The sequence below is a fragment of the Sediminispirochaeta smaragdinae DSM 11293 genome, assembly GCF_000143985.1.
Taxonomy (GTDB): Bacteria; Spirochaetota; Spirochaetia; order DSM-16054; family Sediminispirochaetaceae; genus Sediminispirochaeta; species Sediminispirochaeta smaragdinae.
Genome location: NC_014364.1, coordinates 1758973 through 1783983, shown reverse-complemented (window position 1 = coordinate 1783983; position 25011 = coordinate 1758973). Strand labels below are relative to the sequence as shown.

General features: G+C 49.6%; 22 protein-coding genes and 1 tRNA gene. 8 read left to right on the top strand and 15 right to left on the bottom strand.

All coding sequences use genetic code 11. The annotated features are described in order from the left end of the window. Positions 1-6: 6 nt before the first annotated feature. Positions 7-1506, bottom strand: coding sequence for a sugar ABC transporter ATP-binding protein (locus SPIRS_RS08410; RefSeq protein ID WP_245537735.1), 1500 nt, complete (start codon positions 1504-1506; stop codon positions 7-9). 565 nt (positions 1507-2071) lie between these two features. On the opposite strand from SPIRS_RS08410, the gene SPIRS_RS08405 reads away from it, so the two are divergent. The 6 genes from SPIRS_RS08405 (at position 2072) to SPIRS_RS08380 (ending at position 10185) form a co-directional block, all read left to right on the top strand. Further along, entirely contained in the window at positions 2072-3949 is a 1878-nt protein-coding gene (locus tag SPIRS_RS08405; RefSeq protein ID WP_013254253.1) for a sigma 54-interacting transcriptional regulator, read from the top strand. Positions 3950-4142: 193 nt separating this feature from the next. Beyond that, positions 4143-5420, top strand: coding sequence for a 3-oxo-tetronate kinase (otnK, locus tag SPIRS_RS08400; protein ID WP_013254252.1), 1278 nt, complete (start codon positions 4143-4145; stop codon positions 5418-5420). Between the two features lie 87 nt (positions 5421-5507). Continuing rightward, on the top strand, positions 5508-7022 hold the full coding sequence (gene arfA / locus SPIRS_RS22755; protein WP_013254251.1) for an arabinosylfuranosidase ArfA: 1515 nt from the start codon (positions 5508-5510) through the stop codon (positions 7020-7022). Positions 7023-7047: 25 nt separating this feature from the next. Continuing rightward, the gene (locus SPIRS_RS08390; protein WP_013254250.1) at positions 7048-8355 is read left to right on the top strand and encodes an ABC transporter substrate-binding protein; all 1308 of its coding nucleotides are present in this window, start codon (positions 7048-7050) and stop codon (positions 8353-8355) included. A 71-nt stretch (positions 8356-8426) separates the two neighbouring features. Beyond that, positions 8427-9332: a carbohydrate ABC transporter permease gene (locus SPIRS_RS08385; RefSeq protein ID WP_013254249.1), complete on the top strand. Its 906-nt coding sequence runs from the start codon at positions 8427-8429 to the stop codon at positions 9330-9332. Next, positions 9325-10185, top strand: a complete 861-nt coding sequence (locus SPIRS_RS08380) for a carbohydrate ABC transporter permease (RefSeq protein ID WP_013254248.1) — start codon at positions 9325-9327, stop codon at positions 10183-10185. Before SPIRS_RS08385 ends, SPIRS_RS08380 begins: the two co-directional genes overlap by 8 nt. Positions 10186-10299: 114 nt before the next feature. Here SPIRS_RS08380 and SPIRS_RS08375 read toward each other — a convergent pair. The 13 genes from SPIRS_RS08375 to glpK all read right to left on the bottom strand — a co-directional run bounded on the left by SPIRS_RS08375 (position 10300) and on the right by glpK (position 22486). Continuing rightward, positions 10300-10370 (bottom strand) — tRNA-Gly (locus tag SPIRS_RS08375). Positions 10371-10442: 72 nt separating this feature from the next. After that, positions 10443-11474 (bottom strand): PASTA domain-containing protein, encoded by a 1032-nt coding sequence (locus SPIRS_RS08370; protein ID WP_013254247.1) that lies wholly within the window; start codon positions 11472-11474, stop codon positions 10443-10445. Continuing rightward, complete coding sequence (gene fmt, locus SPIRS_RS08365; RefSeq protein WP_013254246.1) at positions 11471-12418, bottom strand: methionyl-tRNA formyltransferase; 948 nt, start codon at positions 12416-12418, stop codon at positions 11471-11473. Before fmt ends, SPIRS_RS08370 begins: the two co-directional genes overlap by 4 nt. Next, complete coding sequence (gene def, locus SPIRS_RS08360) at positions 12418-12903, bottom strand: peptide deformylase (protein ID WP_013254245.1); 486 nt, start codon at positions 12901-12903, stop codon at positions 12418-12420. The genes fmt and def overlap by 1 nt, the downstream gene beginning before the upstream one ends. Before the next feature lie 47 nt (positions 12904-12950). After that, complete coding sequence (gene priA, locus SPIRS_RS08355; RefSeq protein ID WP_013254244.1) at positions 12951-14942, bottom strand: replication restart helicase PriA; 1992 nt, start codon at positions 14940-14942, stop codon at positions 12951-12953. Continuing rightward, positions 14939-15661: a uracil-DNA glycosylase gene (locus SPIRS_RS08350; protein WP_013254243.1), complete on the bottom strand. Its 723-nt coding sequence runs from the start codon at positions 15659-15661 to the stop codon at positions 14939-14941. The genes priA and SPIRS_RS08350 overlap by 4 nt, the downstream gene beginning before the upstream one ends. Beyond that, complete coding sequence (gene truA / locus SPIRS_RS08345) at positions 15654-16397, bottom strand: tRNA pseudouridine(38-40) synthase TruA (RefSeq protein ID WP_013254242.1); 744 nt, start codon at positions 16395-16397, stop codon at positions 15654-15656. Before truA ends, SPIRS_RS08350 begins: the two co-directional genes overlap by 8 nt. A gap of 19 nt (positions 16398-16416) precedes the next feature. Next, positions 16417-17286: a DUF2225 domain-containing protein gene (locus SPIRS_RS08340; RefSeq protein WP_013254241.1), complete on the bottom strand. Its 870-nt coding sequence runs from the start codon at positions 17284-17286 to the stop codon at positions 16417-16419. Continuing rightward, positions 17283-17663, bottom strand: a complete 381-nt coding sequence (locus SPIRS_RS08335; RefSeq protein WP_013254240.1) for a holo-ACP synthase — start codon at positions 17661-17663, stop codon at positions 17283-17285. Before SPIRS_RS08335 ends, SPIRS_RS08340 begins: the two co-directional genes overlap by 4 nt. Beyond that, on the bottom strand, positions 17660-18622 hold the full coding sequence (locus SPIRS_RS08330) for a CdaR family protein (protein ID WP_013254239.1): 963 nt from the start codon (positions 18620-18622) through the stop codon (positions 17660-17662). The genes SPIRS_RS08335 and SPIRS_RS08330 overlap by 4 nt, the downstream gene beginning before the upstream one ends. Next, a complete protein-coding gene (cdaA, locus tag SPIRS_RS08325; protein ID WP_013254238.1) occupies positions 18612-19436 on the bottom strand; it encodes a diadenylate cyclase CdaA in 825 nt (274 codons plus the stop codon). The genes SPIRS_RS08330 and cdaA overlap by 11 nt, the downstream gene beginning before the upstream one ends. Before the next feature lie 61 nt (positions 19437-19497). Further along, the gene (cls, locus tag SPIRS_RS08320; RefSeq protein ID WP_013254237.1) at positions 19498-20949 is read right to left on the bottom strand and encodes a cardiolipin synthase; all 1452 of its coding nucleotides are present in this window, start codon (positions 20947-20949) and stop codon (positions 19498-19500) included. 19 nt (positions 20950-20968) lie between these two features. Continuing rightward, positions 20969-22486 (bottom strand): glycerol kinase GlpK, encoded by a 1518-nt coding sequence (gene glpK / locus SPIRS_RS08315; RefSeq protein ID WP_013254236.1) that lies wholly within the window; start codon positions 22484-22486, stop codon positions 20969-20971. Between glpK and SPIRS_RS08310 the strand changes: the two genes are divergently transcribed. After that, a complete protein-coding gene (locus tag SPIRS_RS08310) occupies positions 22485-23753 on the top strand; it encodes a class I SAM-dependent RNA methyltransferase (RefSeq protein WP_245537734.1) in 1269 nt (422 codons plus the stop codon). The two genes, glpK and SPIRS_RS08310, sit on opposite strands and share 2 nt — an antisense overlap. 5 nt (positions 23754-23758) lie before the next feature. Beyond that, positions 23759-24376, top strand: coding sequence for a 5-formyltetrahydrofolate cyclo-ligase (locus SPIRS_RS08305; RefSeq protein WP_013254234.1), 618 nt, complete (start codon positions 23759-23761; stop codon positions 24374-24376). Here SPIRS_RS08305 and SPIRS_RS08300 read toward each other — a convergent pair. Beyond that, positions 24358-24903 carry a PTS sugar transporter subunit IIA gene (locus SPIRS_RS08300; RefSeq protein WP_013254233.1) on the bottom strand — a complete coding sequence of 182 codons (546 nt, stop codon included), beginning with the start codon at positions 24901-24903 and terminating at the stop codon, positions 24358-24360. The genes SPIRS_RS08305 and SPIRS_RS08300 overlap by 19 nt on opposite strands. Positions 24904-25011: the final 108 nt, after the last annotated feature.

The following is a 25011-nucleotide window of genomic DNA, read 5'->3' as shown; positions in this document are numbered from 1 at the left end:
CATCACTCATATTGGTATTCCGGACGCAGCATACATAATCTTCTCTTGTGAGAAATCATCACGAACCAGTTCTCCGGTGAGAGAACCTTCATGCATAACGATAATCCTGTCGGCCATACCCATGCATTCATCCATCTCAGAACTGATCATGATGACGGCAGCCCCTTCGGCAACCAGCTCGTTGATAAGATTATAGACTTCGATTTTCGCTCCAACATCAATACCGCGGGTAGGTTCATCAAAGATGAAAATTTTCGCCTGCGTCATCAACCATTTCGCGATGACAACCTTCTGCTGGTTTCCTCCACTCAACTGGCTGGAAACCGTCAAAACGTCCGGCACCTTGATACGAAGGTCATTAACCATCTTGACCGATTCTTTTCTAAGCTTTGGAAGATCAATGAAAAATTTTCTTTTCTTAAACTTCTTAAGGCTGACCAAGGTAGCGTTGAATTCAACGGATTGAAGAAGAATCAGGCCCTGCCCCTTCCGATCCTCCGTGAGGAAAGCAATGCCGGCATTAATGGAGTCCCGAGGTGACTTGATAGTCACCTTCTGTCCGTTGATGAAGACCTCCCCCGAATCGATCGGATCGGCGCCCATCAGACCACGGGCGACCTCGGTGCGGCCTGCTCCCACCAGCCCGGAAACTCCCAGAATCTCACCGGCATGAACCTTGAAGCTTATATCCTCATAGACACCCTTGTGAGTCAAATTTTTGACTTCAAGAACGACATCGCCTTGAGGAAAGCTCTTTTTGGGATACTTGTTTGTGATATCGCGTCCGACCATGAGCTTAACAATATCATCGACAGAAACCTCATCGATTCTCTTGTTTGCAACGACCTGGCCGTCTCGCATGACCGTCAAAGCATCACAAATAGACTTCACCTCTTCAAGTCGATGAGAGATGAAAATCATTGTGACATTCTTTTCACGTAGCTTTTCAATGATTCGAAACAACTCTCCGGTTTCTTTTTCACTCAGACTGGCCGTAGGCTCATCCATGATGATGAGTTTCGCCGAGGCATTTACCGCCTTACAGATCTCAACCATCTGGCATTGTCCAACACCGAGCATGGTCATAGGCGTTTTGGGATCGATATCAAGATCAAAATCCCTGAGGACCTTTTTCGCTAATTCCTCCTGTTTGCCCAGGTCTAGAAAACTTCCCTTTTTTAATTCCCTTCCGAGAAAAATATTCTCGGTTACCGTCATGTACGACACTTGATTAAGTTCCTGATAGATACAGGCAATACCAAGATTCATTGCTTCATGAGGAAGAAGAGACGGAAAACTTTCTCCGTCGAAAACAATCTCCCCAGAATCAGGAGAATGCGCACCGGCAAGCACCTTAATAAGCGTTGACTTTCCGGCACCGTTCTCACCGACGAGCCCATGAACCTCACCCCGTCGGACGTTCATGCTCACCTCATCCAACGCCAAAACACCAGGGTATTTTTTCGTAATGTTCCGCAATTCCAGCAAGTGTTCTTCGGTTTTCAAAAATCCCTCCTTGCCTCCATCATCTCCTCCCATTGCATAAAATAAGGCATCATAAATTCTTTATATTTTGCAAACGTTAGCATATAATCATGATCCCACCTAAAATAGTATTTGTCAAATGTTTTTTGAATATTTTTATATAGGACTTATTTTTATACAATATAATAAATTAAAAAAATATCACTTAACAATTACTTAACAAAAAGTTATGATAACGTTTCCAAAAAACAAATACAAAAATATCGATATAAACATAAAAAAAGGGAAACAGCAGAAATTTCACCTCCTCCCAAGATTCTTCACCAGGATGAGCCGTATCGTAGCGATGATCTTCCTGTTTATATGATCAGTGAAATCATTGATAAATTCAAATTACGCTTCTCTATGCATTACATGCTGCGATGTGCAATTATACATACAAATTGGCATTGCAATTTTCAATATGCTACTATTGCATAAAAAGGCACCCCGGAGGTAATTCTTTGCTTCCTATTTTTGACATCGTTCGGATCATACATACGTCCTGTCAAATAGTGCTTTTATAGTTCAACAAAAGGTGTTGTATATGTCGTCAATTGTTTTTCTCGTTCCGTCATCCAGTCTCATCCCAAAAGTGTCGGAAGTATATAATAATCTTCCCAATAAACGGATGTTTGATTTTTCCATAAAATGTCCCACGCTTGAAGAAGCCGTAAATATTGATTTCACAGGACAGATTATTATTGCACGCGGATACATGGCATATACGTTACAGGAGTTGCACAGAGGGGTGACACTTATTGAAATTCCGATGAGCGGATATGACATCATCCATGCTGCAAATGAAGCCTTTCAGACATTCCATGCAAGAAAAATTGCCTTTATCACCGCAGACAGTGAGAATTATGAATCCTTCGTTATTGATTCGGGGAACTTTCCCAATATCGTCGGATACAGTTTTCGTGAAGAATCCGAGATTATTCCCTGCATTGAGAAAGCCGAAGAAGACGGCGTCGGCGCCATAATATGCGGAGAACGCGTCTATTCCTATGCAGCGAAACGACACCTTCCTGCAGTGCTGATAAAAATGGGTAAAGAGAGCATCAAAAGCTCAATACTTGAAGCCTATCGTGTATTTGACGCAAATCGCGAAAACCAAATCATGGTACAACGGTTTAAGGCATTATTAGAAAATGTCAATCAGGCCGTAATCGCCCTCGACGATACAAACAGCATCACCATTTACAATCATGATGCGGAACTCCTGTTCAGATGTCCCTACAGTCAAGTCATTGGAAAACCGATTTCGACGACCTGCCCCGAATTACTTGATAAGAAATCCGGAAATTTTTCTCAGAAAATGGAGGATATCATCCTTACCATTCATGACATAAAAGTCATTGCACATGTTTCTCCAATAACCGTTGATAACGTCTATACGGCAGCGATCGTTACCTTTCAGAAAGTATCTGAGATTCAGCGGATGGAGTTTTCAATCCGTAAGCAGACGCGGGCGAAGGGACATATTGCCAAGGCACATTTTCAGGATATCATAGGGAAAAGCCCCCCCCTACTTCGAGTAATCGATTTGGCTCGTTATTACAGCCTTACGGAGTCAAATATTCTTTTATTCGGAGAAACAGGAACAGGTAAAGAGCTCTTTGCCCAGAGTATCCATAATATGAGCATGCGGGGTGCAGGCCCTTTTGTGGCGATTAATTGTGCGGCGCTCAGCGAGTCCCTGCTGGAGAGCGAACTGTTCGGTTATGTCGACGGTGCTTTTACCGGCGCAACAAAAGGCGGAAAGGTAGGTCTGTTTGAGCTGGCACATAACGGTACCATATTTCTGGATGAGATAGGAGAGATCAGCGAGCCTATGCAGAACCGCCTGCTGCGGGTGCTGGAAGAACGGGAAATCATGAGGCTCGGAGACGATTCCGTCATCCCTGTCAATATCAGAATCATAGCCGCAACAAATAAGAATCTGGAGATCATGGTAAAAGAGGGGACGTTCCGAAAAGATCTTTTCTACCGCTTGGATGTGCTCAGACTCAATATTCCGAGTCTGCGAGAACGGGGCGATGATATTCTTTTACTGGCAAACCATTATTTGAATTTGTTCGACAAAAGAAATAATCGGTATATGCATCGGTTTTCTCCTGAATGCAGTTCATTGTTGCTTCGATATGGCTGGGACGGAAATATTCGGCAGCTGAGAAACATATGCGAACGTCTGTCGGTCATCGTACAGAAAAAGGATATTGATAAAGAAGATCTGCGCCTTTGTCTCGGTTCGTCAGGTTGGGAAGAACCATCTCAAGCGATGAAGATGGAAGATATGCTGATGCGCGAAAAACTCATCGAAGCTCTTCCCATGTATCCCACGAGACAGGCGCTTGCGGATGCCCTGGGCATCGATCGAACAACTCTGTACAGAAAGCTGCAAAAATACAACCTTTCGTAGTATATATGCATCATAACGATGTAATTCTGCATCATTATGATGCCACCTCCCTTACAACACAATGCAAAGCACTTTTCCGGTGTAATTGTTAATTCTTTACAAAACAAAAGAATAAAACTTTTTATATAAAATTCCTCATCCATGAAAACTATTGGCACAACAGTTGCTTTATGCAAAACAAAGGAGGCAGACAATGGAGTTAGGCATAATTGCCGACGACTTCACAGGAGCTGTGGATGCGGCAGGTTTTGTAAAGAAAAATGGAATGCAGACATACTTGTTCAATGGTGTTCCTGCTCTCAGCGATATATCGGATCCTCGGATTGATGCCGTCGTTATGTGCCTCAAAATCAGATCATGTCCTGCAGACAGGGCCGTTAAACAGGCTTTACAAGCCGTAAAGCAACTGGAAAGGGCCGGATGTACAACGTACTACTACAAATATTGCAGCACATTTGATTCCTCGGAAAAGGGTAATATCGGGCAGGTGACGGATGCAATTATGGACTACCTGCATGTCGACACTACGGTTGTCTGCCCTGCACTGCCGGTGAACGGACGTACTGTGTATAAGGGGTATGTATTTGTCGGGAATCAATTGATAGAAGACTCGCCGATGCGATTTCATCCGATCACTCCGATGACCAAAAGCTACCTTCCCGAACTTATGTACGGACAGTTTCAATCGCAGAACATCACCCACATATATGCCGAAGAAATAGACAAAGGTCCCGGCCTCATCAGCAATCGCATCAACCAGGCACGAGCACAGAGAACTCGCTATATCATCCCGGATACGCTTAACGACTCTCATCTGCGGGTACTGGCAGAATCCTTTTCTTCGATGAAATTCCTCACGGGAGGGTCAGGTCTGGTCGGGGAAATCGCCGCAGCAAAGGGCTCCCCCAACAAAGCCAGCTCTCAAGAGAGCTTGGCTTTCGAGCGCGGGAGTGCGGTTATCATCTCCGGCTCGTGCTCCGAAGCGACAAACGAACAAGTGGCGTATTACAAAGGCTTAGGAGGATTTTGCCTTAATGTCTCCGTTGAAGAATGCGTGAAAAACTTTGATTCCTACTGTGTTTCAACGACACAGCTCATCATTGCCCATCAGTCGGATGCTTTGGCTCCGATGATATACGCTACGAAGACCGTGGAAGAACGAGTGCTGCTGGACGTTCGATTCCCCGACATATCCATCTCGAAACTCATAGAACGATTCTTCGCTCAGCTTACGAAGGTCCTGCTGGAAAACGGAACGGAGACTTTTATCGTAGCAGGCGGGGAGAGTGCAGGCACCGTGGTTACCGCCTCTTGCCTTGAATCCTTCCGCGTAGGAACGGAAATTTCTCCTGGAGTGTCCTGGATAGTGCATACAAAACAGGATGGAAGTCGAATCAATTTTGCTTTGAAATCGGGAAACTTCGGTACCAGGGACTTTTTTCAGATTGCTCAGACAGGAGTAACGCTATGAGAGGCGACTCCCCGCGTTCAGATAACCCGGCAGCAGGTTCCATACCAGCTTCGAACTACCACTACCATATGTACTAAGGAGATTAATGTGAACGCAACCATCATTATTGATAAGGATTTTCAGATTGCCCGTGTCGATGATCGTCTGTTTGGATCTTTTGTCGAACATCTCGGAAGGTGTGTATATACCGGAATCTTTGAGCCGGAACACGAAACCGCAGATGAGAATGGGTTTCGCAGTGATGTCATCGATTTGGTCAACGCCTTGCGTGTTCCGATAATCAGATATCCAGGCGGCAATTTCGTATCCGCATACAATTGGGAAGACGGTATCGGCCCCGTAGAAGAGAGACCGACAAGACTGGATCTTGCCTGGAGGACCCTCGAACCCAATACATTCGGACTCAACGAATTCATGAAATGGAGCAAGCGCGTACATGCCGATCCCTTAATGACAGTGAATTTGGGGACCCTCGGTATTGATAATGCGCGAAATATGGTTGAATACTGCAATCTTGAAAAGGGCACGTATTGGAGCGACCTGCGGCGAACACATGGTATCGAGAAGCCTCACAACATCAGGACCTGGTGTTTGGGAAATGAAATGGACGGCCCCTGGCAGATTGGACACAAAACACCCATGGAATATGGTCGTTTGGCGAGGGAGACGGGAAAAGCCATGAAACTCGTTGATCCGTCCATAGAATTGGTTACCTGCGGTAGCTCTAAATATATTATGCCGACGTTTCCTCAGTGGGAAGTTGAGACCCTCGAACATACATACGATATAGCCGACTATATCTCCATGCATAACTATTACGGGAACTGGGACGGAAATACTTCAGAGTATCTTGCATTGAATGTAGAGGTGGAGGATTTCATCCATACGGTAAAAGCCGCCTGCGATTATGTGAAAGCAAAGAAACGAAGCTCCAAAACAATGATGATCTGCTTTGACGAATGGAATATATGGTTTCACAACAAGCAGGAAGACAAGAAGCTTATGAGTCAAGAGATACTTCCCACTGCGACGCCGCTCCTTGAAGAGTACTATACGCATGAAGATGCTTTGCTGGTGGGAGCGCTTTTGATCTCGCTACTGAAAAACGCAGATCGGGTAAAAATAGCCTGTATTGCCCAATTGGTGAATGTGATTGCTCCAATCATCGCTGAAAAAGGGGGAAAAGCATGGCGTCAGACCATCTATTTTCCCTTTCAGCATGTATCCCTCTACGGAAGGGGCATTGCTCTTGAGCCCATGGTATCCTCACCGACATATGAAAGCGATCGTTTTGGACCAGTTCCCTATGTAGAAAGCATCGCCGTTCTGAGTGAAGAGAGGAAGGAATTGGTTGTATTTGCAGTAAACAGAAATTTGGAAGAGCCCATTGACTTGCATGTTGAATTGAGATCCGGAAATTTCCGAACCGTGATCGACCATCAGGTCATGACTGCAAACACTTTAAAGGATACCAATAGCTGTGAGGGTGAAATTATCCGCCCCGTACACAGTAAAAAACACGCTGCTGACGAACGGGGAATCACCGTCTCCCTTCCAAAAGCATCGTGGAACATGATCCGATTGGGATCATGCAAACAATAGACCTGTTTTCATATAGGAGGTAACCATGAAAAACAGACTATCGATTTTCGTCCTGATGTTAATCACTATTACGGCGTCGCTATGTGCGAGCGGAAAAGCTGAGCTCGAGCAGGGACAGGGTACCGAGAAGGCTCAGGTGGAACTATGGACCTTCGTAGAAGCCCATAAGGGATTTTACGAGCAGATGGCCGAGATCTGGAATGAAGAAAATCCTGATCGTCAGATTAGCCTCGACATTACGGTCCTACCGAATGCCGATATGCACAATAAGCTGATCATGGCTCTTCAGAGTGATTTTGGAGCTCCCGACATCTGTGATGTGCATGTGAACCAATTTCCCAACCTTCTTAAGGGTGTTCCCCAAATCGAGGACTTGAGCGATGTTATAGAACCATATGAAGGTGACGTTGTCACATCACGACTCGATTTGTATTCCAAAGACGGTATTCGCTATGGTGTTCCATTTCATGTAGGAGCCAGCGTCATGTATTACAACACCGAAATACTGGATGCGGCAGGGGTTGATTATACCCAAATTGCAACCTGGGACGATTTTATTGCTGCCGGAAAACTGGTGAAAGAGAAAACCGGTAAATACATGAATACCGCCGAAGCCATCCGCGTAAATATGCTTTCCGCTTATCTTGGACAGCAGGGTGGCGATTTTGTCGATGCCGACGGCACCCCTACTTTAGATACGGAAAAGATGTATAAGGCAATCGCTATCCAGAAAAGGATGCTGGACGAAGGCATTTCAATGGTTTCTCCTGGCGGAAAGCCCGATACAGAAGAATGCTACGGATGGATCGACCGTGGTGAAGTGGCGGCCTTTGCCTTTCCCCTGTGGTTTATGTCCCGTTTCGTCGACTATATGCCTTCTGTAGCTAACAAGATTGCCATTGCTCCGATTCCGGCATTTGAGATCGGCGGCGATCGTTCGGCAGGCGTCGGCGGTACCGGAACTATCGTTACAAAAAGCGCCAAACATAAAGAATTAGCAAAAGAATGGCTGGCTTGGGCTAAACTCTCCGAAGAAGGCGGAATCAAGGTCTGGGAGATCCTTGGATTCGATCCTGTCAATACTCGTGTCTGGGAGAATGAGCACGTTATCAACAACACAGACAACAAGTATCTGAAGTATTTTACGACCAATCCATTCGACGTTCTTCTTCAAATCAAGGACGAGATAAACCTGATCAGATCCGTTGCCGCTACTCCTGCCATAGTATCTGTTTTCAATAATCATGTGTTGCTCGATATCTATGAAAGCGGAAAAGATATTCGCCAAACTCTTGCTGCAGCTCAGCAAGAAGTCGAAAATACATTGCATTAAGCAATTTACAGTTTAGATTACGCAGCCGCCGGTCCCGATCGGCGACTGCTGTCAGTACAGGAGTATTTCACATGACCAGAAGGTTGGAGATTTTGTACTCACAAAAAGTAGCGCCATACGTATTCATACTACCGTTCATTCTGCTTTTTATTGTCTTTTTCATCTATCCGATCATCAGTACGATTGTGATGAGTTTCCAAAGCATCCTGCCCGGGCAGGTAGAGTTCATCGGGTTGAAGAATTATCGCAAGTTACTATTCGATCCGACCTTCTGGGCTTCAGTCAGAAACAGTGTAGTATATATGGTCCTTACCCTCATAGTTCTGGTCCCTATTCCGATGGTCCTCGCCTGTCTGCTCGACTCTAAGCTTGTCATCGGGAAAGAGCTGTTCAGAGGGGTATTTTTTGTTCCGGTCCTCACGAGCGTGGTTGTGTCAGGCACCATTTTTCGCCTTTTGTTTGGAGAATTACCCGGCTCGCTTATGAACAGAGTCATTCAAATATTCGGACATGAGCCGATAAAATGGCTTTTTCATTATCCCACCGGATATTTTGCTCTTATATTGTTAGCGCTCTGGCGCTGGACAGGAATGAATATTGTCTATTTTTTTGCCGGACTCAAAATTATCCCCGAAGAACTTTATGAGGCTGCCGATATAGACGGGGCCTCGGGCTTTCAAAGCTTCATACGCATAACCGTTCCAATGCTTCGGCCTTCTATAACATATGTTATAACCATCAGTATTTTTGCTGGACTTCGCATGTTTACCGAAAGCTATATGCTGTGGAATGGAAACAATTCCCCGTACGACATCGGCCTTACCATGGTCGGCTATCTGTATCGACAGGGTATAGAGCAGAATGCCATGGGATATGCCTCTGCAGTGGGCCTGCTGCTTCTCGCCCTGGCTATGACTCTGAACCTTTCCCAGTTGAAAGCGTCTGGATTTTTCAAGAAGGAGCATAAGAATGATTAACGCACGTGCAAAGAAAATTCGCTTGACGCATAATATCTTTGTTGCTGCTGTAACGCTTGGATTTGTCGTTCTGGCGGCTATATATCTCATTCCCTTTCTTTCCATTATTCTCTCTTCATTCAAGCCCGGACGAGAGATCATCCGACAGGGAATGAACCTGCAGTTCCAGCCTGAATTATTGACTCTGTCAAACTGGCACATGCTGTTTAGCGGAACAACCCAGTATTTTACCTGGTTCTTCAACAGCATCGGACTTACCATAGTCCAGGTATTGTCCATTCTTATCGTGTGCATGTTTGTCGCCTACGGATTTGCGATGTATGAGTTTAAATTCAAAAACTTCTTCTTTTTTCTCGTACTTCTGATCATGATGATTCCCTTTGAAATCCTCATTCTTCCGCTATACAAGCAGGCAATACTGTTTCGATTAATCAATACATGGTCAGGAATTATTTTTCCCTTCATCATCAATGCATCCACGATATTTTTCTTCAAGCAATATTATGAAGGCCTTCCTAAATCCCTGCTCGATGCCGGCCGCGTCGACGGTGTCACTGAATACGGGATATTCTTCAGAATAATTCTTCCGCTTGCACAACCGGCATTTGCAGCAATGAGCATCGCCAATGGCATGAGAAGCTGGAACAACTTTCTTTGGCCTCTCATGGTACTGAGAGAGTCGCGTAAGTTTACACTCCCAATTGGACTGAACACGTTACTTACGCCCTATGGTAACAATTATGATCTGCTTATCGTCGGATCATGCTTTTCGATTGTTCCAATTCTCCTTCTGTATTTGGCTTTTCAGAAGAATTTTATTTCCGGAATGACCGCGGGAAGCATAAAAGGATGATTCATATGCGTTTGGCCTGCACTTGACTACAGGAAAAGAAATTGAGCTGCTTTAACCACCAGGATTCGGAACAGTACATACTATTTCATTATGCTCTACTTTGAAGATAAAAAAAGCGGGCGAGGGGAATTGAACCCCCAATTGAAGCTTGGGAAGCTTCCGTGATACCACTTCACCACGCCCGCAAAAAGTAGCCATACATTACCAAAGAGCGGGACCTCTGTCAACGGATATCGATAGAGGTCTACTCTTTCAAATCAATCTTTTCCCTGGACCCGCTGACGAAGAACCTCCTCGCCGTTGACATTTACCACGATGGTTGTGTCATCGGGAACCTCGTAGGGTATGGAAAGGAGTCCTCCCGAGTGTCGCAACGAAACAATCTCCTCTCTGGTTCCATTGGGGAGTATAGCCTCCACCTGGACCGGCACGGGAACCGGATAATCGGGAAGGCTCCGTTCCACCATGCCGAATTGATACCCATCCGCAACGTTATCGGGTTCAAGGATAATCAATTGACGAATCGTATCTACGGGAACCTCTGCACCTGCAGCGGGATTCTGGCCGACAACGGTACCGGGGCGCCCTTCTGCATCATTCTGAAGGGTAAAGACAAAGGGCAAGCCAGATCCTGCAATGATATCACGGGCCCGTTCCCAGTCTATTCCTATATAATCACCAACGGTAATGAGTTCTCCCTCTGCCCCTTTACTGACAACCAGTTCAAGGTCGGTTAGGGCGGAAAGCTCGGTCCCTGGTTCAGGCTTCTGTTCAAGAATGGTTCCAGCAGGTTCTTCGCTGAAGACCCTTACAAAGGGTTTCTTGAGTCTCAAAAGGGGGCCATATACTGTTTCAAGACTTTTGAGATGACTTTCAAGCTCAGAGATGTTCCATCCAACATAGTTGTCGAGCTTCTCAACGGCTTTTCCCTTGCTGACACGCAGCACAACCCGGGTTCCCGCCTTCACAAAGGTTCCGGGACCGGGATCCTGGCCGAGGATCATCCCCTTATCGGAAAGGGCATTTGAATAGCGCAGCTGAATACCGGCATTCAATGCCTTCTCCTGGAGGGAAAGCATGGCATTCTCCAGAGGCATACCGACCAGATCGGGCACCATGGTTTCCTCTTTTGCATCCAAAGTCAACATAAAAGTGACGGCGGTAATGATAAGCATCAAAACAACGGCGGCAAGGCCAAAAAAGAGGAGGAACCTGAGATATCGCTGCTCCGGATCTGTTTGGTTCTCGCCGTGCTCCTTCTTTCTTTTTCGAAAACCAAAAACGCTCATTCCTGTCCTCCCAACCGTTTTCCCGCTATATCACGATTGCCGTTATAGAAGCTGGCAAAATCAAGGGGTTTCTTTGTTTTAAGCTGCAGCCGAACAACGGCCAGCAAACCATCTCCTGTTTGTACCAGAATTCCCCGTTTCCTGTCTACTCCCGCTATCGTACCGGGAGCTGATGGGCTTTTTTCGGCCGGCAAAGGGCAGCTATCCAAAATCAGCAACTCCTTCCCTTCCAGGCTAGTCCGGGTTCTGGGCCAGGGATTAAATGCTCTTACCATTCTATCGATCTGCACCGCAGGGAGGTTCCAATCGATCAAAGAATCATCAGCATCGATCTTCTCCGAATAGGAGGCGAAAACCTCATCCTGCTCTTCCTCGGTAAGCTCCCCACGTTCCAAAGCGTCGAGGGTCGAAACCAGCAGCCTTGCTCCCTCTTCCGCCGCCCAGGCACTGAGAGAGGCGGTGGTTTCACGACCGTTAAGATCGCGGACGAGACGGGAAAGAACGGCACCTTTATCCATTTCCCGAGCAAGGCGCTGAATCGTTATACCACTCTTCTCATCACCAGAGAGGATTGCGGCTGGAATAGGGGATGGACCGCGATGGCGAGGAAGGAGGGAAGGATGCACATTGATTCCCCCTTGAGAAAAGAGGGCCAGGAATTTCGGTCCGAATATGCGACCAAAGGCAAACACTGCAAGCACATCCGGTTTTAAAGCGGCAACAGCCTCCCGAGCTTCCCCTTTGAGGTGCTCAAATTGGAGAAGCGGGATGGGCTTTCCGCTGTCAAGCAGGGCCTGCTTCACAGGCGACGGAGAGGGGGCACGCCCCCTGCCCCTAGGCCGATCAGGATTGGTCAAGACTCCGCACAGCTGATGGTTTGAGAAAAGCAGGGCCTTAAGAGAGGGAACAGCGATTTCAGGAGTACCGGCGAAAAGAACCCGCATTACCCTCGCCACCGCTTTTCGTAGAGCTTCAGCAGGCGCCGTCTCTTACGCTCTTCGAGGTGGTCGATGAACAATACACCCTTAAGATGATCCATTTCATGCTGGATAACCCGGGCGAGCAGGCCCTCGGCGGCAAGTTTAAAGGCCTTTCCATTCTCATCGATTGCTTGGACCTGGATTGATTCCGGGCGCAGCACATCGGCATAGATTCCGGGAATACTGAGACAGCCCTCTTCATAGCGCACCTGTTCCTGGCTTGTGCCGATGATCTCGGGATTGATGAATACCCGAGGAACATCACCTCGGACGTGGCAGACGAAAAGACGCTTAAGTACCCCAATCTGAGGGGCCGCCAAGCCAACGCCGTCGTCTTCATGCATTGTTACTATCATATCATCGGCAAGGCGGCGGATAGATTCGTCGACCTCCGCAACCGTTGCAGTACGCTCCCGCAGGAGCTCATTACCTAATGTCAATATCTTCATCGTTTCATAATAGTATAAAAAAGAGATAGGTACCGTCAATCGCCCAGTCAAAGAAGTGAAACAGGATCGACATCGTACTCAACGTAAAGGCCTTTCCCCCTTTTTTGCCGCCGATACCCTGTGACAGCCGGTAACAGCATGGAAAGTTTCCGGGCACGCAGGATCAACTGAAATCGATAGTTCTTCGCAATAATGGCGATCGGACACTCGGCGGGACCAAGAATTTCAGAACCTCGGGGAAGCTGCGATCGCAAAAAGGAAGCGGCCCGCTCACAGGCAGCTTCAGCCTCCTTTGCATCACGGCTGCGAAAAACGAGACGAAGCAGCCGAGAGGCAGGGGGAAAGCCAAGCGCTCTGCGGCTCTCCAGCTCCTGACGATAAAATTCCTCCACCCTTCCCTCGGAAGCCAAGGCTATGGCAGGATCCTCCGGGGTAAAGGTTTGAATCACCACACGTCCATCGCTGTCGTAGCGTCCAGCCCTTCCCGCAACCTGGGTAATCAGGGCAAAGGTTCGTTCACGGGAACGAAAATCGGGCAGATGAAGCGAACTATCGGCTTGAACAATGCCGACGAGAGAGACTCCGGGAAAATTGAGCCCCTTGGCAACCATTTGGGTTCCAAGGAGAACATCGGTCTGTCCTTTTTTAAAGTGGTCGAGGATACGCTTAAGACTCCCCTTCTTTTTAACCGCATCGGTATCAGCCCGCTCGAGACGGAAATCGGGGAAATGGTTTCGCACATCCTCTTCTATCTTTTCCGTTCCGAAGCCGGAATAACCGACATCAAGGGAACCGCATTCCGGGCAGACCTCCAAGGGAGGGCGACTCCACCCACAATAGTGGCACACCATGCGTCCGCTGCTCTTATGAAAGGTAAGGGCCACCGAACAGCGTTTGCATGTCATCTGATAGCCGCAGCTTCGGCAGTGAAAAAAGTAGCTGAACCCCCGCCGGTTCAAAAAGAGAATCGACTGGCGACCGGCCTCTTTCGCCGAACGCATCCTGGCGATGAGCTCATCGGAAAGGGTTCCGTTCTTGCCCCTCATATCGACGACCTCAACGGAGGGAAGCACGCCTCCTGCAATCCGCTCGGTAAGGGAGAGACGCTGAATGCTCCCCTCTTCCATAAAGGCGTAGGCCTCCACCGATGGGGTTGCACTGCCCATGACAAGCCGGGCTCCTGAAAGGGCCGCCCGTCGCATGGCAACCTGCCGGGCATGATATCTGGGAGAAGTGCCCGACTTGTAGCTGGCCTCATGCTCTTCATCGATGATGATCATGCCGAGTTTCTTGATCGGAGCGAAGACGGCACTGCGGGCCCCCACGGCAAGCAGGGCCTGGCCCCCGCGCAACTTCTTCCATTCGGCAAGACGCTGGCTCGGAGTAAGGGCAGAGTGGAGAAGAGCAACCTGGTCGGTAAAACGGCCTCGTATTGCATCGACAAGCTGGTGCGTAAGGGAGATTTCGGGCACAAGATAGATCACACCTTTGCCAGCGGCAATCGTCGCCTCCGCAGCCCTGAGGAAGACCTCGGTCTTTCCGGATCCGGTGACCCCGTAAAGGTACTTTGCCCGTTGATCATTGCCGAGGATTGCCTCGAGGGCGGACGACTGCTGCGAGGACAGCGAGTGAGGCTTGATCGCAGCTATCTCCTCCTCCACGCTAAAGGAGGGGACCGAACTCTCTCGCCTTCCACCGGGAAGCATCGCGGCAAGGGCCTCTCCCGTGCTTGCCAGGTACATCGACGCCATCCAGGAGGCAAGTTCCAGCTCCTGATCGCCGAAAAGCGGTTCATCATCGATGCATCGAGTCACCCTGCGAATGGTAAAATCGCCTTTCGGGGGATGATCGCTAACGTCAACCACAAAGCCGGTGACGGACCTGCGGCCGAAAGGGGCTATTACCCTTCTGCCTCTCCACCGGGCTGCAAAAGCTTCCAGAGAAGGGGGCTCCTCTTGTGCTTCATCAAGAGGAGGAAGATAGGTAAAGCTATCATCAAGAGGAAGATTAAACAGAAGTTGAAGAAAGTAGTCGTTCAACCCAACTCCTCGAGCAGACTCCGCAGGGCTTTAAGATCCTTCCAGACAGGGGCGCGGTATTCCGGATTACGAAGCACTCCGCTTGGGTGATAGGTGGGGACAAGAGGAATACCGCGATACTCAAAGCGTTTGCCGTGACGCCGTCCGATTCCATCGGTGGTATCGAGCAAAAGCTGCATGGCTATCCGTCCCACCGTCAGAATGGCCTTCGGACGTAGGATATCGATTTGCCGGTCAAGGAAGGGACGGCAGGCCGCCGCCTCGTCGGGAAGAGGATCACGGTTGCCTGGGGGCCTGCACTTGATGACGTTCCCTATAAAGAGATGCTCCGACCGTGAAAGGCCGATAGCCTTCATCCATTTGTCGAGATATTGCCCGGCAGGACCGACGAAAGGCCTTCCGCTGGCATCCTCCTGGGCCCCAGGTCCCTCACCGATGATTAGAACCATGGGATGGACCACACCCTCACCGGGAACCGCGTGATGCCGCCCTTCGTGAAGCCTGCAGGCTGTACAGGAGGAGACCTCCTGAGCAATCTCCTTTAAAAGCAGGGCCGGATCCGTATCCCTTGCAGGGACGGACCGAAGAGCCGGAGAGGCTTTGAGCCCCGTGAATCCCGCATCCCGGAGGCTGGGATGTCTCCTTTTCCTGCCACAGCGCAGATAATCATCCCCAAGATTCAATAGGTTCCAATAGCTTTCAAGAAGCTTTTCATCCATAAAGCTGCTCCATGGTGTAATGAACCCGCCAGAAAAAAAGCCCCCTCGCCGGGGCAGTCGTACCGGCGAGGCTCCGATCCTTCTCATCAAGAATGAGCCTCATGGCTCGAGCAGGCTCCTCGGCAGAAGCCACCTCAAGGGCGGTTCCGACAATCGAACGAACCATACGCCACAGGAAGGCGTTTCCCGTTATTCTAAACTCTATCATACCCCTATGCTGCAGGAAAACCGCCTGATAGATCACCCTGACCTTTGAGGGCGAGGGATCACCTGATGCGGAAAAGCTAGAAAAATCATGGCTGCCCAATAAAGGAGAGACAGCCCTGTTGAGGGCCCCAATGGACGGCAGGGACCTACGGGCATAGCAATAGGGGCGCAGGAGCGGGGAAACGCAAACTCCCGGGTAAAGGAAATAGCGATAACTTCGAGCCTTCGCAGAGTAGCGGGCATGAAAATCATCGGGAACGGCATAGGAGCCGACAATACGGACGTCGGCAGGCAGGATGGCGTTCAAAGCAGGAGCGAATTTATCCGCTTCAATTGAGGAAAGGCTCGTATCGAAATGGACGACCTGGCCCCGGGCGTGGACCCCCGAATCGGTACGGCCGGCGGCGAACACCCTCACCTTTTGCTTCTCCATGGACTCCAGGGCCGCCTCAATAACCCCCTGAACGGTTCTGTCCTCCCTTTGGACCTGCCATCCGGAAAATTTTCTTCCGTCATAGGCAACGATCATCTTTATCCTTCGAGCCATGTTACCCCAAAGAGTCCTGAAGGTGTTTTACCTCATTGCCGATGGCGGAATGCAGCTCCTTGGCCTTTTCAAGAAGAGCCGTAGGCTTATTCTTAGATGCCTTGCCCATTCCGAAGATACGGGCTACGGTCCTTTTGGCACGCTCAAGGCTCTTAATCCTGGAAGAAATATCATCGTCGCTACCATGATAGTACTCAAGTAGAGCCGCAATGTAGAGTGCACCGTCATAGCCGTAATTCTTGTCAAGATCGGGGCCAAGGTGACCCGCATCACTTATACTCTGATGTCCGTCCCCCTCATACTCAATGGCAAGGGTGTAAAAAAAACGGGCCTTATTATAAAGGACATTTGCGAGATAGTCGTAGTTTTCCTCAGGGTATTTATGATGGAGGTCTCCGGCAAGCCAGGCGGCCCGGAGAGAGGAGAGCCCCTGCTTAATGGTGGGGCTTCTATCGGAGGAAAAGGCGTCCATGGAAGAGGTGGTGAGAATATAGCCGGCCGTTCCTTCGATAAGCGTTCGCCGTCCACGAAAATCAAGGGAAGGGAAAAGAGAATCGACAAGCCGGTGTCTCTGATCCTGCTGATCGCGCAGCTTAGCAGCAACAGGCTCCTCGATCGTAGAAAAATCTGCCACATATGCCGCATAAAAGCAGACGGGGCAGACGGTGATGGTATAGATGAGGGGATAGACCTCGCCATATTTCTGGCTGGGCTCGTAGAGACGACGAAGTTCGTCGGTCAATTCGCCGGCAATTAAACGCCCCCTACCGGTACGGAGCTCTTCCCGATAAAACGTGGCACCACAGACAGGGCATTCGATCTCATCCTTGCTGAAAAAGGTCAAAGTAGAAACAGCTTGTTCATCACTCATATGGAATCTCCTTCTATGACAACCATTGCCACGGCAGCCTTTTTTTCATGGGTGAGGCTGAGATGGAGAAACCTGCCGCCAGAGCGCCTAAAGGCCCTGAGGGCCGTTCCGTAAAGCTGAATCTCCGGTTTTCCGTTATGTTGATTGATTACCTCTATATCACGCAAAACGAGCCCTCGCATACCGGTACCGAGGGCCTTGCCAAAGGCCTCTTTTGCGGCAAAACGCGCCGCAAGGGAGAGAACCGCGGCGGCCCCCCGATCCAGGGCGGCGGCTACCTCAGCAGGATGAAAGAAACGGGCGAGCATCTTCGGATTTTTGACCCAGTGTTCAAGTCGTGCCGTGTCCACGACATCCACCCCTATTCCGATAATCACTGTTGCGGCTCCTGAACCTCGGCATAACGCACATCAACCCTCACCTCCGCGGGATCATAGCGCAAAACAAGGATCCCCTGAGGAACATCGGGAACCAGCGGCAGGAGATAGGTCCCCGGACGCTCAATGGTGCTGCAATCGATGGTAAATCGAATATCCCCCTGACCCAGCCCTTCAAGGAGAAGCTGCCGTCCCTGAATCCGCATCTGATTCGACGGCATCTCCCCACTAAGTTCAAAAGAGGGATCGAGATCAAGGGCAATCACATCAAGGTTTTCAAGGCTTTTAAGAATCACACTCTCCTGGATTACACCATAGAATTCAACCACATCGCCGCCGGGAAAACGGGTTGTCTGATCAGGTCGTTCCAGCCTCACCCTAACGGTGAAGTCCTCGGTCTTGCCGCCGATATCGATATCTTCGGTGGAAACAGAACGCAGATGTTCGATGGTGCTGCGCACACCCTCCACCTCAACGGTGGTGGGCGTAAGAAAATACTGGCTCAATTCGTATCCCTTGGCAGGAAAGCCTGTCACATTAGGCGAGACCTCCACACTTTTGCGCATTCGTTTTTCAAAACGTATCGTCAAGGTTGCAGGATCAACCCTAATCTCTATGGGGTCGGCATGAAGTGCAGCACCTTTTTTCTCAATCTGGACCGCTGCCGAAAATGTTCCTTCGTGATCGAAACCGCTGAAATCGATCCAGGCTCTGATATCTTCGGCCAAAATCAAATTCACCTCCTGGCTGCGACCCCGAATCGTAACCCGTACGTTTTCGGGAAGTGATTCTGCAGGGATGAAATTTTCACTGCTATGGACCTCCAGGGGAACCGAAAAGAAGCGTTCCTCGAGGGTCGCCATGCGGTTGAAAAGAAAAAGAAAGATCGCAATGGCAACGGAAAGCACCTTCGCAGGCCAGTTATGCAGAAGCCGTTCAAAGAGCAGATCAGATCTCATCCTCGCTCTCCTCTCCTCGTATTTCCCGTTTTTGCTCCTGCTTTTCATCTGCGGGGGATTCGAGAAGTTCCCGCAAGGTACCTGCCACCTCTGCAGAGGAAAGATCATATTGAAGGTTCGCATCGAAGGCAAGGGAGATAGCGCCGCTCTCCTCCGAAACCACGAGTACCACCGCATCGGTATCCTCGGCCATACCTAAAGCCGCACGGTGGCGGGTCCCGAAGCTCCGGCGAATATCGGTCTGCTCACTCATGGGCAGGAAGCAGCCGGCGGAAAGAAGCTTTCCCCCGGAAACGATAACGGCTCCGTCATGAAGAGGGGTGTCATGACCGAAAATCGTCAAAAGCAGGCTGCTTGAGAGATCGGCATTCAACTTTGTCCCCTGATCGATCAAATTCTTAATGCCCACCTTACGGGGGAATACAATTAACGCCCCCCGACGACGTGCTGCAAGAATTTCCACGGCATTTATGACTGTATCAAGTTGTTCCGGCCTTGCCCGGCTAGCGCTTCTGAACCATTCTCCTCTTCCGATCCTGGTAAAAATATTTCTTAGCTCGGGCTGGAAAACAATAGCAATAATAATGACAATAACCGTCGCCAAGCTGTTCATGATCCACTGCATGGTTTCCAGCTTCAGAAAAAAGGCGACGGCATAAAGTATTCCGAGAAACAGCGCACCCTTTATCAGCTGAATCGCCCTGGTTTCCGCCAGAATCATATAGAGCTGATAGAGTAAAAACGCGAGTATGGAAATATCAAGGAGAAGCCGAAGGACTTCCCCAATTGTTCCGATATCGACAAACAGATCCATGCTGGTTCAACCATACCGCAGGAACGAAAATTGTTCCAGCGCTTTTCACTTTACCCCCGCATCAAAGCACAGGCGCAATCATCCTAAAGACTCCGTTACGCAGGCGAGCAGGAAAACTAAGTTTGTTATAGACATCGGGGGTCAGCTTTCGGCATTCCTGCAAATCCTTCCGGAATTGTTCAACAAGCCCTTTACATACCGTCTCACCATAGAAGACCATGTTAAGCTCATAATCAAGGTGAAAGCTCCTAACATCCATGTTGCAGCTGCCTACCGTGGCGATGTCGCCATCTACAACCAGCATCTTCGGATGGAAAAATCCCTTTTCATAAAAATAAATGTTGACGCCGGCCTTCAGCAGGGACTCGAAATAGGTATGAGCCACCCAGAAAGGAACACGCTTATCGGCAACCCCGGTCATAATGAGGTGGACATCGACTCCGGAAAGGCTCGATGCCTCCAAAGCACTCCGAATACTTTCGTCGGGAATGAAGTAAGGGCTTTGAATGAGAACTTCACCGTTTGCATTTGCTATTAAGTTAAAATAGAGCTTTTTTAGGGTGTACCAATCGGAATCAGGGCCGCTGCAAACCACCTGGATGGGCAGATAGTTGTCTACGACCTCCGGTTCGGGAAAGAACCGTTCGTCGATAATCTTCTCCCCTCCCGAATTATACCAGTCGGACAGAAATACCCCCTGAAGCATGGCTACCGATTCACCGGTAACCCGTATATGGGTATCCCGCCAGAATGAAAAGCGCCTTCCCCCGTTTATATATTCATCACCAATGTTCATTCCCCCGGTATAGGCTGTCTTTCCGTCGATAACGACGATTTTTCGGTGGTTGCAGTAATTCAGTAGCCTTCCGGTGAGAACATTGAAGGGATCGAGAAAATAGCGGACCTCTACACCGCTTTCCCGCAGCTCACGCTTGAAGCGCCAGCTCATCTTCCGGAAATTCCCGACGCCATCGAAAAGAACGCGGACCTTTACCCCTTTTCGGGCCTTTCGCTTCAAGATCTCCCCGATGCGCTGCCCGATCCTGTCACTCTTGTAGATAAAGTACTCCAGATGAATCGTCTCCTCGGCTCTTTCCAGATCCTCGACCATCCGCTCAAAAAGGGGACCTCCCTCGTAAAAGAAATCGACCTGATTATCGAGGGTAATAATGGCGTTACTCGAGTTAAGGACAAGAGAGACGGTCTTGGCCATATCGTTGTCGATTTTCCTGCTGACTGCCTCGAGAAAATGACGCTGCTGTTCAAGAATCGGGCCGAGATAGGTTTTAAAGGTTACCTCGGGAAGCTGTTTGACAATTTTCCGCTTCTTCCAGTTGACACCACTGAACAAATAGATAACAGCACCCACATAAGGAAGAAAGTAGATGGCAAGGAGCCAGGCAACGGTCACCTCGGGGGGTTTGTTATCCAAAAGAATAGTGATTGTCAGTACTATGACAAAGAGAAAATAAATATAATAAAGATAGGGACTAATCACATTGAGAATCGGCATAGCGTATCCTGCCTGCGGTTCAGTCCAGCCACCCTTTGGTGCGCTCGACCGCTTTGTACCAGAAACGGAGTTGCTTCTCCCGTTCGTCCGTCCCCATTGAGGCAATCCATCGTTTTTCCTCCCTCCAGTGGCCCTTCAACTCTGATAGACCGCTCCAGAATCCGACCGAAAGACCTGCGGCATACGCTGCTCCGAGCGCCGTTGTTTCGGTCACCTCGGGGCGAATGACGGGGATGGAGAGGAGATCGGCCTGGAACTGCATCAAAAGCTCATCAACAACGGCCCCGCCATCCACCTTAAGCTCGCTAAACGTGAGACCGGAATCTTTTTCCATTGCATCGCAGATATCTTTCGTCTGGAAAGCGGTTGATTCGATGACCGCCCGGGCGATGTGTCCCGAATCGACATATCCGGTGAGCCCGGCAATGATGCCCCGGGCATCAGTCCTCCAATAGGGAGCAAAGAGCCCGCTGAATGCGGGAACGATGTAGACACCGCCGTTATCCTTCACACGGGAAGCAAGCTCACGGATTTCCCCGGACTCTTTGATCAGACCGAGCTTATCACGTACCCACTGGACAAGCAGCCCCGCAACGGCAACAGATCCTTCGAGTGCATAGGTTGCAGGCTGCTTGCCGATACGGCAGGCGACGGTGGTGAGGAGACCGTGGTGGGAATGAACAATTTCTTCCCCGGTATGCAGTAACAGAAAGCAGCCCGTTCCATAGGTATTCTTGCTGCTCCCCCTCTCGAAGCATGCCTGCCCGAAGAGGGCCGCCTGCTGATCACCGAGTATTCCGGAAATAGGAAGACATCCCCCCAAAGGTCCGCCACCATCGGTAACACCGTAGGCAGTAGCCGCAACAGAGCTTCGAATTTCGGGAAGCATGTTGCGGGGGATGGAGAAGAGGTCTAAAAGCTCCTGGTCCCAACAAAGTTCGGTGATGTTCATAAGAAAGGTGCGGCTTGCATTGGTGACGTCGGTTACCAAGATTCCCCGTCCCGGACCCCCGGTGAGTTGCCAAATGATATAGGTGTCGATGGTACCGAAAACTGCTTCACCTTTTGCGGCAGCCTTTCTGAGACCGGGGATAGTATCCAGCATCCATTTCATCTTCGAGCCTGAAAAATAGGCGGCAAGGGGCAAACCTGTTTTCAGGCGGAAACGGTCGTAGCCACCGTCGGCTGCAAGAGCCTCGATATAATCACTTGTCCGCATATCCTGCCAAACAATGGCATTGTAAAAGGGTTTTCCGGTCTTTGGATTCCAGCAGACCACCGTCTCCCGCTGATTCGTAACACCGATCGAGACAAGCTCATCGGCGACAACGCCACTTTTCTGGAGGGTGGCACGGATAACATCGCAACAACGTTGCCAGATTTCAAGAGGATCATGCTCGACCCACCCTGGTTTAGGGTAGATCTGACGATGTTCCAATTGATGGCCAGCAACAATCCTTCCCCCGTGATCAAAAAGAATAAACCGGCTGCTGGTGGTTCCCTGGTCCAGGGCACCGATGTAACGATGTCGACCCATGCTCACCTCACTCTTTTTGTTTTTCTCAAGTATCATTGTAAACTGGATTAAAACTATTTCCAACAGGGAAATTATTTCCTATGATGGTGCCATGAATGTCGACACCTATCATATTACGATAGAAAGCCTTGCCTTCGGGGGTGACGGAGTGGGGACAATAGAGGCCCCCCAAAGCTCACTGAATGGCATACGTTGTTTTGTCCCCTTCTCTGCCCCAGGTGATGTGCTTTCCATACGGATAAGGCACCGGGGAAAGCGTTTCGTGAGAGGAGAACTGCTTTCGATCGAAATTCCTTCTCCAAACAGAACAAATCCGAAGTGCCCCCATTTTGGTACATGCGGAGGCTGCCAATGGCAGCATATAGACTACACAACCCAACTTAACAGCAAAAGTGAGATTCTTCGCCAGAATCTTGCACGCATAGCAACAATAGATGTTACACCGGAAGAACCCATAGCCTCTCCCCGAGTCTATGCTTATAGAAGCAGAGCCCGGCTTCGATCCGGAGAAAACGGACGATTAGGCTATCATGCGGCATCAAGCCATAATGTGATAGCGATTGATCGGTGTCCCGTCTTGACTCCTGACCTGGAAAAGAGGGTGATCGGGGGCATAGAGAGCTCAACAGAATTTCCGCACGATTCCCAGTTTCTTTTCCAAGAGATGGGAGGGAACGATCATCGGGTTCAGTGGGAACGAATAGGGAACGGGGGGGATGAGCCAATCGGTTTTCGCCAGGCAAACGAAGGGGTCAACAAGTTGCTACAGAATGAAATTGCCCGGTTTATTACTCAAAGTGAAGCAAGAGTTCTCGACCTTTATTGCGGAGACGGCAACCTTTCTCTTCCCCTGGCCAGGCAAGGCTGCCGGGTCAGAGGCTTTGATATTGCCACCTCATCCATCAAGCAGGCAAACAGGCTCTGGAGGGAACGCTCGACCGATACACATCAGGTCTCCTACCAAAGGCTCGATGCTATGGAAGCAGTAAAGGCCATGCAACAAGGAGCAATACGCCCATTTGATGCCGAAAGGCCCGACGTAATCCTCCTCGATCCTCCCCGTAGTGGTGTGGGAAGTGAGGGGATGCAAGCGCTCTGCACGCTAAAAGCCCAACGCATACTCTATCTTTCCTGTGATCCGGCGACCCTTTCCCGGGATCTAAAAAGCGCAAGCGCGGCGGGGTATCACCTTCTCACCGTGCGGGCTGCGGATATGTTTCCCCAAACCTACCACCTGGAATCCTTTGCTGTACTGGAAAGGGGGTAAAGCAGGTGAAAGGCGGAACGGAAGAGCGACAAGAGGCCGTACATCGGTTAAGAGAAAACAAACGTGCACTCAGGCAGGAAATCATCGACCTGCTTGCAAAAACAACGGGAGCACAACGCCTCGAGGAAAGCAGCTACGCTGCGAACCGCATCATTTCAACAGGGCTGTGGCACAGTGCCAAGCGAATTTTCATCTTTCGTTCTATGGACCGGGAGATCGATACCACCCAGATCATCAACCATGCCCTGACCTGCGGCAAGATCGTTGCCCTGCCGAGGATGGAAGGGCGAAAGATTGTATTTCACCGAATAGAACATCTAACAGGGCCCTTCACCAGACATTCCTACGGCATCACAGAGCCAGCTGCAACACTTCCGGTGGAAGAACCTCGTGACAAAGAATATGACCTGCTCATCGCGCCCGGGGCCGCCTTTACCCGCAAAGGCAAACGTCTCGGATATGGAAAGGGATATTACGACCGATACCTTGCCACCTACAGAGATCGACTAGTAACAATCGGCCTTTGCTTTTCCTTTCAACTTGTCGAAGATATTCCCACCGGCGCTTTCGACATACCCGTGGAATATGTTGTTGCGGGAGGAGATCAAGAAGAGAAATGGTGAGATCGTAGCCGTTCGACAAAGGCCCTGCATGAACCTTCGGGATCGATCAGGCTCAGGCAGGGACACACCAGAGCCCTACGCAAGGTTGCGTTTTTCAGAAAGCGCATCAGCCACGAAAGGGTTTTGAGGTACTCATTCTGACGATCGGGATGACTGGCAATTACAAAAAGCAAATGGACAGGCTGATTATCGACAGCATCGAAACCGATCCCCTCATGGCATATACCAAGTCCAACGGAAACCCGTCCAACCCCCTCGAACTTTCCATGGGCGATGGCCACACCGTGGCCGATTCCGGTACTTTGCAGCCGTTCTCGTTGACGGACGGCATCGATAAATCCCTCTTTGTCCACGATTTCCGAGAAAACCTGGCATCGTTCGACAACTTCACGAATGGCTTCGAATTTATCCTTTTGGGTGATCCGACATATGGGGGAATCAAAATGAGGGAAGCCCTTGATCCCTGCAAAGTAACCACCTGCAGCCAAAAGTTCCGGGATTTGCTCCCTGGTCACAACGCGTCGCATCTGTTGCATTTCCAAAATAGTACACCTCTACATGCGTCGAAACATCATATATATCCCAAAAGAAAAGGCCCGCGTTTAACAAACGCAGGCCCTCTCTTATGTACTTCT

Coding starts and splice junctions, on each gene's coding strand:
- SPIRS_RS08405 (WP_013254253.1), top strand. CDS start 2,072: ATGTCGTCAATTGTTTTTCTCGTTCCGTCATCCAGTCTCATCCCAAAA.
- otnK (WP_013254252.1), top strand. CDS start 4,143: ATGGAGTTAGGCATAATTGCCGACGACTTCACAGGAGCTGTGGATGCG.
- SPIRS_RS08390 (WP_013254250.1), top strand. CDS start 7,048: ATGAAAAACAGACTATCGATTTTCGTCCTGATGTTAATCACTATTACG.
- SPIRS_RS08385 (WP_013254249.1), top strand. CDS start 8,427: ATGACCAGAAGGTTGGAGATTTTGTACTCACAAAAAGTAGCGCCATAC.
- SPIRS_RS08380 (WP_013254248.1), top strand. CDS start 9,325: ATGATTAACGCACGTGCAAAGAAAATTCGCTTGACGCATAATATCTTT.
- SPIRS_RS08370 (WP_013254247.1), bottom strand. CDS start 11,474: ATGAGCGTTTTTGGTTTTCGAAAAAGAAAGAAGGAGCACGGCGAGAAC.
- fmt (WP_013254246.1), bottom strand. CDS start 12,418: ATGCGGGTTCTTTTCGCCGGTACTCCTGAAATCGCTGTTCCCTCTCTT.
- def (WP_013254245.1), bottom strand. CDS start 12,903: ATGAAGATATTGACATTAGGTAATGAGCTCCTGCGGGAGCGTACTGCA.
- SPIRS_RS08350 (WP_013254243.1), bottom strand. CDS start 15,661: ATGGATGAAAAGCTTCTTGAAAGCTATTGGAACCTATTGAATCTTGGG.
- truA (WP_013254242.1), bottom strand. CDS start 16,397: ATGATCGTTGCCTATGACGGAAGAAAATTTTCCGGATGGCAGGTCCAA.
- SPIRS_RS08340 (WP_013254241.1), bottom strand. CDS start 17,286: ATGAGTGATGAACAAGCTGTTTCTACTTTGACCTTTTTCAGCAAGGAT.
- SPIRS_RS08330 (WP_013254239.1), bottom strand. CDS start 18,622: ATGAGATCTGATCTGCTCTTTGAACGGCTTCTGCATAACTGGCCTGCG.
- cdaA (WP_013254238.1), bottom strand. CDS start 19,436: ATGGATCTGTTTGTCGATATCGGAACAATTGGGGAAGTCCTTCGGCTT.
- cls (WP_013254237.1), bottom strand. CDS start 20,949: ATGCCGATTCTCAATGTGATTAGTCCCTATCTTTATTATATTTATTTT.
- SPIRS_RS08310 (WP_245537734.1), top strand. CDS start 22,485: ATGCTCACCTCACTCTTTTTGTTTTTCTCAAGTATCATTGTAAACTGG.
- glpK (WP_013254236.1), bottom strand. CDS start 22,486: ATGGGTCGACATCGTTACATCGGTGCCCTGGACCAGGGAACCACCAGC.
- SPIRS_RS08300 (WP_013254233.1), bottom strand. CDS start 24,903: ATGCGACGCGTTGTGACCAGGGAGCAAATCCCGGAACTTTTGGCTGCA.